14 protein-coding genes are annotated in these 14,373 nt (G+C 42.4%); all 14 read left to right on the forward strand.

Features of this window, described 5'->3' with window-relative positions; genetic code table 11:
- Positions 1-215: 215 nt before the first annotated feature.
- The 14 genes from CSV80_RS07075 (at position 216) to CSV80_RS07140 (ending at position 14,247) form a co-directional block, all read left to right on the forward strand.
- A complete protein-coding gene (locus tag CSV80_RS07075) occupies positions 216-1,691 on the forward strand; it encodes an aldehyde dehydrogenase family protein (protein ID WP_099670245.1) in 1,476 nt (491 codons plus the stop codon).
- 25 nt (positions 1,692-1,716) lie between these two features.
- On the forward strand, positions 1,717-2,865 hold the full coding sequence (locus CSV80_RS07080) for a saccharopine dehydrogenase family protein (RefSeq protein ID WP_099670246.1): 1,149 nt from the start codon (positions 1,717-1,719) through the stop codon (positions 2,863-2,865).
- 78 nt (positions 2,866-2,943) lie between these two features.
- On the forward strand, positions 2,944-3,552 hold the full coding sequence (locus CSV80_RS17630) for a GNAT family N-acetyltransferase (protein WP_199083942.1): 609 nt from the start codon (positions 2,944-2,946) through the stop codon (positions 3,550-3,552).
- A 25-nt stretch (positions 3,553-3,577) separates the two neighbouring features.
- Entirely contained in the window at positions 3,578-4,771 is a 1,194-nt protein-coding gene (locus tag CSV80_RS07090; protein WP_099670247.1) for an acyl-CoA dehydrogenase family protein, read from the forward strand.
- 361 nt (positions 4,772-5,132) lie between these two features.
- Complete coding sequence (locus CSV80_RS07095) at positions 5,133-6,737, forward strand: BCCT family transporter (RefSeq protein ID WP_099670248.1); 1,605 nt, start codon at positions 5,133-5,135, stop codon at positions 6,735-6,737.
- Between the two features lie 149 nt (positions 6,738-6,886).
- Complete coding sequence (locus CSV80_RS07100; RefSeq protein ID WP_099670249.1) at positions 6,887-7,576, forward strand: GntR family transcriptional regulator; 690 nt, start codon at positions 6,887-6,889, stop codon at positions 7,574-7,576.
- 14 nt (positions 7,577-7,590) lie between these two features.
- A complete protein-coding gene (locus tag CSV80_RS07105) occupies positions 7,591-8,739 on the forward strand; it encodes an LLM class flavin-dependent oxidoreductase (RefSeq protein WP_099670250.1) in 1,149 nt (382 codons plus the stop codon).
- 1 nt (position 8,740) lies between these two features.
- Positions 8,741-9,319 (forward strand): amino acid synthesis family protein, encoded by a 579-nt coding sequence (locus CSV80_RS07110; RefSeq protein ID WP_099670251.1) that lies wholly within the window; start codon positions 8,741-8,743, stop codon positions 9,317-9,319.
- Positions 9,319-10,116 (forward strand): alpha/beta fold hydrolase, encoded by a 798-nt coding sequence (locus CSV80_RS07115; RefSeq protein ID WP_099670252.1) that lies wholly within the window; start codon positions 9,319-9,321, stop codon positions 10,114-10,116. The genes CSV80_RS07110 and CSV80_RS07115 overlap by 1 nt, the downstream gene beginning before the upstream one ends.
- 28 nt (positions 10,117-10,144) lie before the next feature.
- The gene (locus tag CSV80_RS07120) at positions 10,145-11,620 is read left to right on the forward strand and encodes an aldehyde dehydrogenase (protein ID WP_233201547.1); all 1,476 of its coding nucleotides are present in this window, start codon (positions 10,145-10,147) and stop codon (positions 11,618-11,620) included.
- A gap of 35 nt (positions 11,621-11,655) precedes the next feature.
- A complete protein-coding gene (locus CSV80_RS07125; RefSeq protein WP_199083943.1) occupies positions 11,656-11,982 on the forward strand; it encodes a hypothetical protein in 327 nt (108 codons plus the stop codon).
- On the forward strand, positions 11,982-13,430 hold the full coding sequence (locus tag CSV80_RS07130) for an aldehyde dehydrogenase family protein (RefSeq protein ID WP_099670253.1): 1,449 nt from the start codon (positions 11,982-11,984) through the stop codon (positions 13,428-13,430). Before CSV80_RS07125 ends, CSV80_RS07130 begins: the two co-directional genes overlap by 1 nt.
- 10 nt (positions 13,431-13,440) lie before the next feature.
- Positions 13,441-13,701 carry a YciI family protein gene (locus CSV80_RS07135; protein ID WP_099670254.1) on the forward strand — a complete coding sequence of 87 codons (261 nt, stop codon included), beginning with the start codon at positions 13,441-13,443 and terminating at the stop codon, positions 13,699-13,701.
- Positions 13,702-13,743: 42 nt separating this feature from the next.
- The gene (locus tag CSV80_RS07140; RefSeq protein ID WP_099670255.1) at positions 13,744-14,247 is read left to right on the forward strand and encodes a flavin reductase family protein; all 504 of its coding nucleotides are present in this window, start codon (positions 13,744-13,746) and stop codon (positions 14,245-14,247) included.
- Positions 14,248-14,373 lie beyond the last annotated feature (126 nt).

A 14,373-nucleotide genomic window follows, 5' to 3' on the forward strand; every position in this document is an offset into this window, starting at 1 on the left:
TATAGGTGCTCTATGATCCCTCTAGAGCGCTCTATCTACCCATTTAACCGCTCTATGAAATGAAGCAAGCGCTCTATACCCGTTACCAATTCTTATCCTTCAAGTTAATTTATCCTGAATATGTCTAGCTTTAAAGGAATAGGATGATATATTGTCGAACAATTCTAATAGGGACAACTTACGAAAACGATATGGAGTAGAGAGGGGTAGTATGGATGAAGCTAACTAATTACATCGATGGTGTTTGGCAGGGGGAAGCTGCTAGTTATGCTGCTGTGCTCAATCCAGCAAATGGGGAAGAGTTGGCGCAGGTGCCTTTGTCGACGGAGGAAGAGGTGCAGCAGGCGGTGGCTGCAGCGAAGAAGGCGCAGAAGAAGTGGGCTTTGGTGCCGGCACCGAAACGTGCGGATTATCTCTATGAAATTGGCCGTATGATGAAAGATAAAAAAGAGCATCTAGCGCAAGTACTGACGAAGGAAATGGGTAAAGTAATAGAAGAGGCACGTGGAGAGGTGCAAGAGGGAATCGACATGGCGTTCTACATGGCCGGAGAAGGTCGACGCTTGATTGGTGAAACGGTTCCGTCTGAGTTGCAGGATAAGTTCGCGATGAGCGTACGTGCACCGATTGGCGTGGTCGGTCTGATCACGCCGTGGAATTTCCCAATTGCGATTGCTACGTGGAAATCGTTTCCGGCAATTGTGGCGGGCAATACATTCATTTGGAAACCGGCGACGGAAACGCCGTTGATGGCGTATGAAATGGCAATGATTTTTGAAGAAGCTGGTTTGCCGCATGGTGTGGCGAATATCGTCTTCGGTTCCGGATCAGATGTTGGTACTGCGCTGATCGAACATCCCGACGTACGCGTTATTTCGTTTACGGGCTCGACGGAAACAGGTCGCCATGTTGCGGAATTAGGCGGTCGTCACTTGAAGAAAATGTCTCTTGAAATGGGCGGCAAGAATGCGGTGATCGTGCTGGAAGATGCAGATATCGAGCTAGCGGTAGAAGGAATTTTATGGAGCGCATTTGGAACGGCAGGACAACGCTGTACAGCTTGCAGTCGGGTAATCGTTCATAAAGACGTCAAAGAAGAGTTGCAGAAGCGTCTGCTAGAGAGCATGAAAGACCTAACGATGGGTGACGGATTGGATGAAACAGTGAAAGTCGGTCCTGTGATCAATGAAAAAGCGCTGGAGAAAATCCAAAGCTATATCGAAATCGGCAAAAGCGAAGGTGCGAATCTAGTGGCAGGTGGACATGTGCTGAATGAAGGCAAATTCGCTACTGGACATTATTTTGAACCTACATTGTTTGCGGATGTCGCATGGGATAGCCGACTCGCGCAGGAAGAAATTTTCGGCCCAGTTGTTTCATTGATTACGGTCAGCAGTCTGGATGAAGCGATCGAAGTGAATAACAGCGTTGCATATGGCTTGTCCAGTTCCATTTTCTCGCAAGATGTCAATAAAGTATTCCGCGCTCAACGCGACCTCGATACGGGTATTGTTTATATCAACGCAGGCACAACGGGAGCGGAAATTCATTTGCCGTTTGGTGGAACGAAGGGGACGGGGAACGGTCATCGTGACTCTGGAGTTGCGGCCCTCGATGTCTTTACGGAATGGAAGAGCATTTATATCGATTACAGCGGCAAGTTGCAACGCGCACAAATCGATACGGAATGAACTCACAGGAAGAAGGGATGAGCAGATGAAAGTTGTTGTATTAGGTGCAGGATTAATGGGAAAAGAAGTCGTTCGTGATTTAGTCAAGCAGGACGAAGTGAGAAAAGTGTATCTCGCGGACCGCGCAATTCGGCAAGCGGAAGATTTCGCCGAAGAACTACTGAATGAAAAGCTCGACATTCTATTGCTCGATGCTACGAATGAAGAGCAACTGAGCGACGTCATCGGGCTTGGGGATATTGTTGTCAACGCCCTGTTTTATACATTCAATGAAGCGGTCGCCCGTTGTGCAGTAGAACGTGGCGTACATGTTGTCGACCTGGGCGGACATATCGGTGGAGCAACGGAAAAAGTGCTCGCGCTAAGTGAACAGGCTGCTGCAAAAGGCGTGACGTTAATTCCAGACCTTGGTGTAGCGCCCGGTATGATTAATATTCTGTCAGGATATGGCGCGTCGTTACTAGATGAAATCAAGTCGATCAAACTGTACGTAGGCGGAGTTCCGGTCAAATCCGAACCGCCACTGAACTATAATGTTGTCTTTTCATTGGAAGGATTATTCGATCATTATACCGATTCATCTCGCGTTATGCGAAATGGTGAAGTGAAGGAGTTACCTTCATTATCGGAAATCGAAACGCTAGAATTCGATGGCTATGGCGAAATGGAAGCCTTCCATACATCAGGCGGTACGTCGACGATGCTTGAATCATTCCCTAACATCGAAACACTAGAATATAAGACAATCCGCTACCCGGGTCATGCAGAAAAGGCGCAGCTATTAGTTGATCTTGGCTTGCTATCTAGAGATTCTACAATTCAAGTAGATGGTAGACCTTTACGTGTGCGCGACGTCATGCTCGCTCATTTGACGCCGCAATTACGCCTTGGAGATAAATCAGACGCTGTCTTACTTAGGGTCATAGTGAGCGGTACGAAAGACAATCAGCCGCAGACGGTGACGTTTAATATGATTACGGAAAAGGATCCGAACACGAATGAAACGGCTATGGCACTCGCAACGGCCAACACTATTTCTGTCGTAGCGCAAATGATCGGCAATGGAATCATCACGAAAAGAGGCGCTTATCCACCGGAAAATATCGTGCCTGGCGAACTGTATATCGCTGAGATGAAGAAACGTGGAGTGGTTATTGACGTACAACAGGCCTGATACGGTATATACTGGTAAGAAAGCGTGGATTTAGATCTCAACAGACCATCTCCTCGTAATTCTAAGGAGTGAAGTGAAATGCAACAACAAACATTGAATACATCACAGATGGGATTACAGCATCTCGCAACGAATCGACGGACATTGAATAGATTATTCAAATTCGTGCTAGTAGACTTCGGATTTCTCGACCATATTCCGTTCCCGATTATGCGCAACGCACTTAAGAAAAACGTCTTGCGTGCAGTCTATTTGACGGACGGTATTAACGTTTACGGCTATGCTATCTATCAGGAAATCCCGAAATATGGAGGTATTCACGTACTCTACTTGGCAATTGCACCGGAATTCCGTTCATATGGCTTAGGCAGCGTTATGCTTCGCCGTTTAGATGCGTTATCACCAGCGGGAATGTTACTAGAAGTGGAAGATCCCGACTTTTCTCGGAATGAAGAAGAATTATCGATTCGGACACGACGTATCGCATTTTATGAACGGAATGGATTGACACTGGATCAAACAGTGAAGCTAACCAATTTTAAGCACCCGTTATTATTAATGACAACTACGGCACTGCCTGCATTGAACGAGCGGCAGTTCCGTAAGTTTTATCGACAGTTATATAACCGTGTATACCGCATACCAGTAGGACAGATTGCGGTGAACGCACGCATCGAAAAAGCCTAGTTTCATTGTAAAGGAGGACACGAAGATGGACTTTACATTTACAGATGAACAGAACATGTTGCGACAGACGGCAAGACAGTTTGTAGATGCGGAAATTATGCCGCATATTGCGAAATGGGATGCTGAGGGAAGTTTTGACAAAGGAATTTGGAAACGGCTCGCGGACCTTGGATTTATGGGCGTCTGTGTCCCGGAAAAATACGGCGGCAGTGGGATGGATTATAATGCTTTGGCGATTTTATGCGAGGAACTAGAACGTGGAGACACAGCTTTTCGCACAGCGGTTTCTGTACACATCGGCTTGAATTGCATGACGTTGATGCAGTGGGGAACGGAAGAGCAGAAGCAAAAGTATTTAGTGCCGCAAGCGAAAGGCGAGAAAATCGGCGCGTTCGGATTGACGGAACCAGGCGCTGGCTCAGATGTTTCCGCCATTCAGACAACAGCGGTTCGTGACGGCGACGACTATGTATTGAACGGTCAGAAAACCTGGATTTCACTTTGTGATTCGGCAGACAACTTTCTCGTTTTTTCTTACACGGATAAATCAAAGAAGCACCACGGCATCAGCGCGTTTATTGTAGAGCGAAGCATGCCGGGATTTTCATCAAAGGCAATCAAAGGGAAGTACGGCATTCGGGCAGGTAACACGGGTGAGCTATTCTTTGAAGACGTTCGTGTACCGGCTGCCAACCTATTAGGTGAAGAAGGCGAAGGGTTCAAGATTTCGATGGCGGCGCTGGATAATGGTCGCTTCACGGTGGCGGCAGGTGCAGTGGGATTACTGTACGCTTGTCTTGAATCGAGTGTACAGTATGCAACCACGCGTGAAACATTCGGTAAGAAAATAGGTGAACACCAACTAGTCCAGCAGATGCTTGCGAAGATGGAAGCGGGTTATGAGATGAGCCGTCTTCTTGTCTATCGTGCGGGTGAGTTGAAGAATAGTGGTGTTCGGAATACACGCGAGACGTCACTCGCGAAGTGGCAAGCGTGTGATTTTGCTAATCAAGCTGCAGATGACGCGGTGCAGATCCATGGAGCGTATGGCTATTCGGATGAGTATCCGGTTGCGCGGTATTTACGCAATTCGAAGGCACCTGTTATTTACGAGGGCACGCGGGAAATCCATACGATCATGCAGGCGGAGTATGTGCTTGGGGAGCGTAGTGATAAGAAGTTGAATCGTATGTTGCCTAAGTGGCCGTTTGAGGAATGAAAGTAAATATGAGCTATCCGGAAAATAACAGAAATTTTGTTATCCGGATAGCTCTTTCTTTTTAAAATACTTATTTCAGTAAAAACATCAGAGATAGAATGTAATTTGGATCCATTCAAAAGAAAAGTATTGAACTTTACGGTATTCATAGAAATGGAAACCTCAGAAAAAATAAAAAACGTCATAAAGTATATTGACAATTTAGAATATAGGATATATTCTTTAATTCATAACTTGCATGTACCATACAAGTTTACAATGTATCAACGTCTCAGAGTTGAAAGCGCTAACAAGTTGATTTAAGGAAGGATGCTAGAAGTTAAGGGGCTCTATTCAAATCGTAAAATCCAGGAGGGCGAATATGACGAGAAGTTATTGGCATTTTATTAGAAGGAAAATTGATTGGCCAGTTTTCTTATTTAGTGGGGGTATATTAGTAGCGTTTGTAATGTTTTCTTTTTTTAAGGTAGATGCGGTCGGTAATTTTGTGAATAGTGGTTTTAACTTGTCAATAAAATATTTTGGAGCATACTGGCAGTTTTTAATGCTAGCAACTTTTATTGTGGGTGCAGTATTAGCCATTTCTAAATATGGAAAGGTCAGATTGGGAGATGCAAAAGGACCTGAGATGAGCTACTTCAAGTGGGTGGCAGTAATCTTAACTACCGGATTAGGTGCAGGTGGAGTTTTCTGGGCGGCAGCTGAGCCTATGTATTACTTTTTAGATGTTCCACCTATGCATAAAGGAATTTCAAGTAGTACGCAGGAAGCAATCGGACCAGCACTTGCACAAAGCTATATGTCATGGGGGTTCACAGCTTGGTCGGTATATGGCGCAATCAGTGCGATTATACTGATCTATGCACATAATCATAAAGGGATGCCTTTGAAACCGAGGACATTATTATATCCAATATTTAAGGAGAAAATATTAACCAGTAAATGGGGAACGGCAGCTGATGTATTCTGTATTATAGGCGCTGCAGCCGGCACGATAGGCCCTATCGGATTTCTTGGTCTGCAAGTTAGTTATGGTGTAAATAAAATTTTTAATGTACCTGATGTGTTTACTACCCAATTAGCAATCATCGTACTTTTAACAGGAGTAGTATTGTTATCTACACTTACGGGAATCGATAAGGGAATTCAATTTTTAAGTAAACTAAACGTAAACATGATCGTTATTATAGCAGCATTTTTATTGTTGTTCGGACCCGGCTTGTTCATTATAAATTCATTTATGTCTTCCTATGGAACGTATGTTAGTGAATTTATTACCATCAGTACTTTTCGTGGAGATGAAGCATGGCTGGGGAGCTGGATGTTGTTCTTCTTTGGCTGGTTTATTGGATTCGGCCCTTTAGTAGCTCTATTTGTAGCCCGTATCTCAAATGGAAGAAAAATACGAGAGGTTTTCCTAGTAGTTGCAGTGTTGGCTCCAATTGCAGCAAACTTTTGGTTCACAGTACTTGGAGGTACCGGAATCTTTTACGAACTGAAAGATGTGGGTTCAGTCAGCGGCCCATTAAATGATGGTGGATTGCCAAGCGCGATTATAGCTATAGCTGAACAAATGCCGTTAGGTGCTATCATGCCTATTGTTTTCTTGTTATTGACTACTCTATTTGTTGTAACAACTGTGGACTCCATGTCTTATTCCATTTCGATAGCTGTAACTGGAGACGGAAATCCACCTAAAATAGTTAGAGTTTTCTGGGCGTTAATTATGTCGGCCATTGCGTTAATTTTGATAAAGATCGGCGGAGGAGGTATTGGTGCGTTACAGTCCTTCGTAGTTATCGCTGCTGTTCCAGTATCCATAGTGTTGTTGCCTGTTGTGTGGTATGCACCAAAAATTGCACGCGAGCTTGCAATTGAGCAAGGGATAGTAGAGGAGCAAAGCAAAGTATTAATTAACAAAGTCGCAGCAGATTATGATCAGGGGATCAAACAAACAGAGATATAGGTTTAATATTCTAAAAACTCATTGACAATTGAATATTTAGATAATATACTTATTTCATATCTTGTATGGTACATGGTAGGGGACGCGTTAAAGATTTTTTTAAGCGAAAAGTTACCATGGTACATGGCATGAAAATATGAAGTGAGGCGATGAACATCACTCAGCTTATACAAACTGTTAGTATAACTGCTCAAGTTACAAGTGCTATAAGAAAGTCCATTATTTCAGGCGAGTACGAACCTGGAAAACAATTATCTGAAGCGGCTTTATCTCAAAGTTATAAAGTAAGCCGAACACCTGTAAGGGAAGCGCTCAAGCAATTGGAAAGAGAAGGATTAGTAGAGATTATCCCTCGAGTTGGAACGTGTGTGCGCAAGCCTACTGAAAAGGAATTAGATGAACTGTTTACAGTCAAAGAAGCTTTGGAAGGTTTTGCTGCAGGGATCTTGGCTGAAAGTAAAGATCCAGAGTCAATCCATTTAGTGCAGGAAGCTGTAGCTTTAATGGAAACTGCGGCAGACAACCATGACGTGGCTTTGTATGTAGAAGCTAATGAACAGTTTCACGCAGCTATATTGAAAGGTGCGAATAATTCAAAGTTAAGTTATTTATTCAATCTTTTATTGAATCAAATTCCTTACAATCAATATGTCTATATCAGCATAGATGATCCAAACCGATTACATGTGTCACTAAAAGAACATCAGATCATCATGAATGCAATTCTTACCGGTAATAAACAGGAAGCAGAAGACACTATGAGAAGACATGTGAAAGCAAGTGCGGAAGGTTTGAAAAATGGTATTGCTAAAAAAATGAATGAAAACGTAGTTAACTAAGGAGGAAAAATTGTATGAAATTTGGAGTGTTTGCTAACTTATCTGGCCCAGGCCGTCACGATGAATATGACAAGGTTTTAGATGAAGCGAGAGAGCAGGCTATTTACTGTGACGAAAATGGATATGACTCCATCTGGTACACAGAACACCACTTCGGTCATGAAGGAAACGAACTAATATCCAACCCACTCATGATCGGTGCGGACATTGCCGCGCGTACGAAGAATATTAGAATTGGCCAAGCTGCAAGTGTTGCTACATTCTGGCATCCACTTCGCTTAGCTGAAGATATTGCTATGTTGGACCAGCTTAGTAAAGGTCGTGTGGAAGTTGGTTTGGCACGAGGCTTGTATGGCCGGGAAGCAGCAAACTTAAATCCTTTATCTGATCCTACTAATAACGATCAAAATCGTGCGGTGTTCCAAGAAACACTGGAAGTACTGAAAAAAGCGTGGTCAAACCGTTTCTTTTCACATCATGGAAAATATTTCAACTTCCCTCCTGAAGGATTAAAATGGAGCCATCCTATGAGTCCTTCTTCATCCGACTTTATGGACATGGAGAAGAATGAAATTAATAAAATTTCATTGATGCCTAATACGTATGAAAATCGTATGCCTAATATCTGGCAAACTATTGATTCTCCTAGCTCAATTAAAATTGCTGCTGAAACGGGAATTAAAGGGATATTCTGGATGCCGACAGTCAAGGAGTTGAAGCAACGGTTTGAATTATATCGTGATACAGCCTCAGCTGCGCGCGGATATGAAGTGCCGCTAGGAGAAGGGATTTCCCTTGTTCGTGATGTATATGTCGCTGAAACGATGGAACAGGCCAGAGCTGATATAGAAGAAGCAGTGCTTAATACGTATCGCTGGATATGCCATTGGCGAGGTCTTGGCAACTTGCTAGATCCAGGAGAAGAATTAAAAGTTGGTCAAGAGCTTACGTATGAGTTTTTAGAATCTAGAAACTTGCTAGTCGGCACACCGGAATTTGTTGCAGAGAAGATTGAAGAGTTGCAAGAAGAACTAAATCTTCAAGAGTTGCTCTTATGGGTAAACCATAGCAACTTACCACATGAAAAAATGATGAAGAGTTTAAAAATGTTTACAGAACAGGTTATGCCAAAATTCACTAAAACTAAAATGGGGGTTAATTAATATGTTAGAAGTACGCAAAGTTTATACAGCAATTGAAGAGACACGAATTGAAGGCGGGAAGCAACTTGAGAATCCTATTAAAATGATCACAACTATGCTGGTTATGAAAAACCCTTGGGTTGATCGCGGGTATGTCGAGGACTTAATGCCTGAAATTAACGAATATGCACCTGAAATCGGTGAGATTCTAGTAGCTGAATTATTCAAACATATCGATTCTGCTGATGATGTAGAAGCCTTCGGTAAAGCTGCGGTAGTCGGTGTAGACGGAGAAATGGAACACGCGTCGGCTTTCATCCATACGTTAAAGTTCGGTAATAAATTCCGCGATTCTGTGGAAGGTAAAAGTATCTTGAGTTTCACAAATAAGCGTGGCGGTGCAGGAACGGCTGTAATGATTCCGATGGTGCATAAAAATGATGAATCTAAACGATCTCACTTTTTGACGTTTGAGGCATCTATTCCTGACGCGCCACGTGCCAATGAAATTGTAGTAGCTATCGGTGCTTCAACTGCGGGTCGTCCATTCCCTAGAACCGGAGATCGTAATCAGGATATGGTGGAGATGGGGCTTATCTAATGTCCATTATAATGTATGATCAAGAAACCACTTATTACGAAGAATCGGGTGTTGGCGAGCCTCTTATCTTCATTCATGGTGTTGGCCTAGATCATGCAATGTGGAAGCAACAGGTGCAAAGCTTGTCTAAATATTATCGTGTAATATCGTATGACTTGCTAGGGCATGGAGGATCTTCGCATCCTCCTAGCCCGTATTCACTTTCACAGTTCGTTGAACAACTGGCTAATCTCGTGGATGAATTGCAACTAGAAAAATTTAATTTAGTAGGTTTTTCAATGGGGGGCATGGTGGCCCAATCGTATACATTATTGTTTCCTGACACAGTAAAGACTTTGACCATTATGAACTCGGTGGCAAATAGAACGAGCGAACAGAGGGCATCCATACTTGCGAGAGTAGAAGATCTCAGACAGTATGGACCACGAGCGACTATTGAGCCTGCGATTCAACGCTGGTTCAATGATGAGTTTCAAGAACAGCAAAAACAAATCGTAGCAGATGTGCGTAAGCGTCTGGAAATGAATAATGCGGAATCTTATATGGCAGCGTATACATTATTTGCAACCGCGGATGAAGAGCTGTGGAATCAGTTACATAAAATCGCTGTCCCTGCCCTCATTATAACGGGAGAACTTGATGTAGGATCTACACCGAAGATGTCGAATCAAATTCATGAGAAAATAAAGGGTTCCGAGTTGTTAATCGTACCAGAGACTCGACATATGTTACCCGTTGAAAAGCCCGATATTATCAATAAAGCCATTCATGAATTTATTAATAATCATAAATCATGAGGCGGAGGAGTGTGTAGATTTGTCAGAAATGAAGACTTATCAGATGTATATTAATGGTGAGTGGGTTGATTCTGTAAGTGGCGAGTATTTTAATAGTTACAACCCTGCTACCGGTGAAGCGTGGTGCCAAGTTGCGAAAGGGACAGAAAGTGATGTGGATCATGCAGTTCAAGCTGCTCATGCAGCGTTTAATAATCCTGAATGGTCTGAAATGACATATACAGAGCGTGGAAAACTTGTTCATAAGCTAGGTAGTCTAATTGCTCAAAACATTGATGAATTAGCCAAATATGAAACAATGGATAACGGCAAATTACTTAGAGAGATGAAAGGCCAGTTAACCTACTTGCCCGAGTTTTTTTATTACTACGCGGGATTGGCTGATAAGATCCATGGCCAAACTCTTCCGATGGACAAGAAAGATATCTTTGCCTTTACAACGAGGGAGCCACTTGGTGTAGTTGCCGCAATTACGCCTTGGAATTCACCACTTTACTTAACGACTTTAAAATTAGCACCTGCTTTAGTGGCTGGTAACACTATTGTAATCAAGCCTTCTGAAATGACATCCGCTTCTATGCTGGAACTTATGAAATATGTGGAAGAGGCAGGGTTTCCTAAAGGAGTCGTCAATGTCGTGACAGGTTTCGGTCAACCAGTTGGCGATTCACTAACAAAGCATCCTTTAGTTAGAAGAATTGCATTTACAGGGGGGAGTGAATCCGCTCGTCATGTTGTACGAAATTCAGCTGAAAACTTTGCACAGGTTTCGCTGGAGCTAGGAGGAAAGTCTCCGAACATTGTATTCGAGGATGCTGATCCCGATAATGCTGCCATGGGAATTATAGCAGGAATCTTTGGTGCGTCAGGACAAAGTTGTGTTGCTGGATCACGTGCACTTCTACACGTTGATATTTACGATGAAGTAATGGAAAAGTTAAAAGAACGGACGAAAACAATCCAAATAGGTGATCCACTTCATGAGGCAACTGAAATGGGACCGCTAGCTACGGAAGCTCAATTGAAGCGAGTGAAAGAATACGTTTCTATTGGAGAAGAAGAGGGCGGAAAAGTTTTATTAGGTGGGAAATCACCTGAACACTTATCAAAAGGTTGGTATTTCGAACCAACTATTATTGAGTTATCAGATAGTCAAGCACGTATCGCTCAAGAAGAAATTTTTGGACCTGTACTTAGTGTGATTCCATTCCGTAATGAAGCAGAAGCTATTGAACTAGCCAATAGTACGGAATATGCCCTTGCTACAGGAATTTGGACCAAAGATGTCGCGCGTGCTCATAGAGTTTCCAAGGCAGTGCGTGCAGGAATCGTATGGGTAAATACGTACCGAAGTGTATCACCTATCGCTCCAATCGGAGGTTCAGGCTTAAGCGGCCATGGAAGAGAGAGCGGATTTGATGCAATTTATGAATATACACAAACTAAAGCAGTTTGGATTAATACATCTACTGAACCTATGCCTGATCCCTTTATTTTACGGTAAGTCTGTATTTAATGATACTAGAGAGGAGAAATCGCATGTCTATTAAACAATCTATTCATTTGCCGGATATAGCATTCGTGCGTCTCTGTATTGAGGAATATGGAGTAAATAAAGGACTTTACAATACAATCGATACGTTTTTTTATGAACGAGGGTTTGAGGAAATTATTGAAAGAAGAAAGTATATCTTAGACTTTTTGGGATTTGTTAAAAAGCAAAGTATTGCGGAAAGCCGAAAAGTGAAATTCGGTAGTGGTGGTTTGAGGATCCAGATGGACGATTATTTAGACAAAAATAAAATTATTAGTATTAATCAATATAAAACAGAGAAACCAATATCCAGCAGAATGCAGGTGTATTAATGGGAAATAAATCGTCGGTAAGTGTACAGAAAAAGAAATTGTTAATTAACGGTGAATGGGTAGGGTCTCAGGAATATAGTGAACTTGTTTCTCCTTTTTCAGAAGAGGTTATTGCAGAAATTGCGGTAGCAACGCTTGAACAAACTGATGAAGCAATTGACGCAGCGATGAATGCCAGGAAATCGATGGCTTCTATGCCTGCCTATCAGCGTGCAGAAATTTTAGAAAACCTTGTAGATTTATTACAGGAACGTGCAGAAGAAGCAGCAGAAATTATTGCAATGGAAGCAGCAAAGCCAATTGTGACAGCTAGAGCTGAAGTGCTCAGAACGGTGGAAACTTACAAGTTCGCAGCAGAAGAAGCAAAAAGAATCCATGGGGAAACATTGCCACTAGATGCAGCACGTGGAGGAGTTAATCGTCTAGCTTATACTGTACGTGAACCAATAGGAGTGATAGGAGCAATAACTCCTTTTAATTTCCCGATGAACTTAGTTGCACATAAAGTGGGACCTGCAATTGCAAGTGGGAATACTATTGTTTTAAAACCAGCCGCACAGACGCCATTATCTTCTATTTTTATTGCCGAATTGCTTATGGAAGCAGGTTTGCCTAAGGGAGCACTTAACGTTGTAACTGGAAGCGGAAGAGTTATAGGGGATAAGATTGTGACTGATCCACGTGTACGTATGATTACTTTCACTGGAAGCCCGGAAGTAGGAATCGGTATACGCGGTAAAGCGGGCTTAAAGAAGGTCACATTAGAATTAGGGTCCAATGCGGCTGTTATTGTAGATAAAGGTGTAAATATAGAAAAAATTATTAGTCGCTGTGTAACTGGTGCATTTTCATTCCAAGGACAGGTTTGTATTTCATTACAACGCGCATATGTACATGAAGATGTATACGATGAGTTTGTTGAAAGGCTTGTACAAGAAACACAAAAACTGGTTATGGGTGATCCGTTAAGTGAAAAGACTGATGTCTCTGCTTTAATTTCATCAAATGATGTAAAGCGTACATTATCTTGGATTGAACAGGCGAAAGATGCGGGTGCATCTATTTTGACGGGCGGAACAGCTCAGAAAAATATTTTGCTTCCAACTGTCATTACGGAAGCGGATAAAGCTCTTAATGTTTCCTGTAATGAAGTGTTTGCACCGATTTTAGTGGTGAGTAAAATTAAAACAGTCGAAGAGGCAATTGAACTCGTGAATGACTCGCGTTTTGGGTTGCAAGCGGGTATCTATACAAATGATATTAATACAGCGTTATATGCTGCTGATGAATTATATGTAGGCGGCGTCATGATTAATGATATCCCAACATTCCGAGTTGATAACATGCCATACGGTGGTGTGAAAGAAAGTGGGAATGGAAGAGAAGGATTGAAATATGCTATAGAAGAAATGACAGAAATGAAGCTCGTTGTCTGGAATCGTGACTAGGAGGTGTACTATGGCATACTATACCGCGTTACTGCACATGATTCAACCAGAAAAAAATGCTGAAGTTTTGCCTAGACATATTGAGTATCTCGACCAGTTGGATGCGAAGGGAAATATATTTGCCCGTGGACCCTTTGCTGATGGAACGGGAGGACTAGTTATCTACATTGCAAATTCATATGAAGAGGCCTATGAAATGGCTACTAGAGACCCTCATGTTATTGAAAAGGTGCGTCGTTTGGAGATGAAAGAATGGCGACCGCTTCTTTAAAGTGAACGAGTACTATTATTTATTATAAAGGAGAGATGAAATATGCAAGTTGCTGAAAAACAAGATTTATTTAAACAAATCATGGGGAATTATCCTACAGGTGTTACAATCTTGACGACTACAACTGAAGAAGGAACCCCTGTCGGTTTAACAGTTAACTCATTTGCGTCGGTCTCACTGGATCCGTTGCTAGTTCTTTGGTCAATAGACCACCGCGTATCTTCTTTGGAGTCATTTACAAAGGGTGGGAAATTCGCTGTTCATGTATTAGCAGGAGAGCAGCAAGAACTTTGCAAGACGTTCGCAAGTAAGGTAGAGGATCGTTTTGCGAATTGCCAATGGGAACTATCTTCAAATAATTTACCGATTTTAGAAGGAACGTTTGGGGTGTTTGAATGCAAGACACATCAAGTAATAGAAGCGGGAGACCACACGATCCTAATTGGAGAAGTTGTAGATTTACAAGTTGACAAAGATAAAGACCCAATGCTTTATCATCGACGAGTATTTGGTTCGGTCCCGCCGGTTTTCTATGATGAGAACTGATTTTCACATATATGAATGAGTAAGAGGCTATCCGTAAAGTATGATCCATACTTTTTGATAGCCTCTTTATCTTCGCGACACGTAGTAGTCTGTACGCAATGAATCAAATGAATATGGATCAGCCGG

The organism is Sporosarcina sp. P12(2017) (assembly GCF_002743035.1).
In the GTDB taxonomy this organism is placed as follows: domain Bacteria; phylum Bacillota; class Bacilli; order Bacillales_A; family Planococcaceae; genus Sporosarcina; species Sporosarcina ureae.

Coding starts and splice junctions, on each gene's coding strand:
- CSV80_RS07080 (WP_099670246.1), top strand. CDS start 1,717: ATGAAAGTTGTTGTATTAGGTGCAGGATTAATGGGAAAAGAAGTCGTT.
- CSV80_RS07075 (WP_099670245.1), top strand. CDS start 216: ATGAAGCTAACTAATTACATCGATGGTGTTTGGCAGGGGGAAGCTGCT.
- CSV80_RS07120 (WP_233201547.1), top strand. CDS start 10,145: ATGAAGACTTATCAGATGTATATTAATGGTGAGTGGGTTGATTCTGTA.
- CSV80_RS07130 (WP_099670253.1), top strand. CDS start 11,982: ATGGGAAATAAATCGTCGGTAAGTGTACAGAAAAAGAAATTGTTAATT.
- CSV80_RS07095 (WP_099670248.1), top strand. CDS start 5,133: ATGACGAGAAGTTATTGGCATTTTATTAGAAGGAAAATTGATTGGCCA.
- CSV80_RS07115 (WP_099670252.1), top strand. CDS start 9,319: ATGTCCATTATAATGTATGATCAAGAAACCACTTATTACGAAGAATCG.
- CSV80_RS07140 (WP_099670255.1), top strand. CDS start 13,744: ATGCAAGTTGCTGAAAAACAAGATTTATTTAAACAAATCATGGGGAAT.
- CSV80_RS07110 (WP_099670251.1), top strand. CDS start 8,741: ATGTTAGAAGTACGCAAAGTTTATACAGCAATTGAAGAGACACGAATT.
- CSV80_RS07090 (WP_099670247.1), top strand. CDS start 3,578: ATGGACTTTACATTTACAGATGAACAGAACATGTTGCGACAGACGGCA.
- CSV80_RS07100 (WP_099670249.1), top strand. CDS start 6,887: ATGAACATCACTCAGCTTATACAAACTGTTAGTATAACTGCTCAAGTT.
- CSV80_RS17630 (WP_199083942.1), top strand. CDS start 2,944: ATGCAACAACAAACATTGAATACATCACAGATGGGATTACAGCATCTC.
- CSV80_RS07125 (WP_199083943.1), top strand. CDS start 11,656: ATGTCTATTAAACAATCTATTCATTTGCCGGATATAGCATTCGTGCGT.
- CSV80_RS07105 (WP_099670250.1), top strand. CDS start 7,591: ATGAAATTTGGAGTGTTTGCTAACTTATCTGGCCCAGGCCGTCACGAT.
- CSV80_RS07135 (WP_099670254.1), top strand. CDS start 13,441: ATGGCATACTATACCGCGTTACTGCACATGATTCAACCAGAAAAAAAT.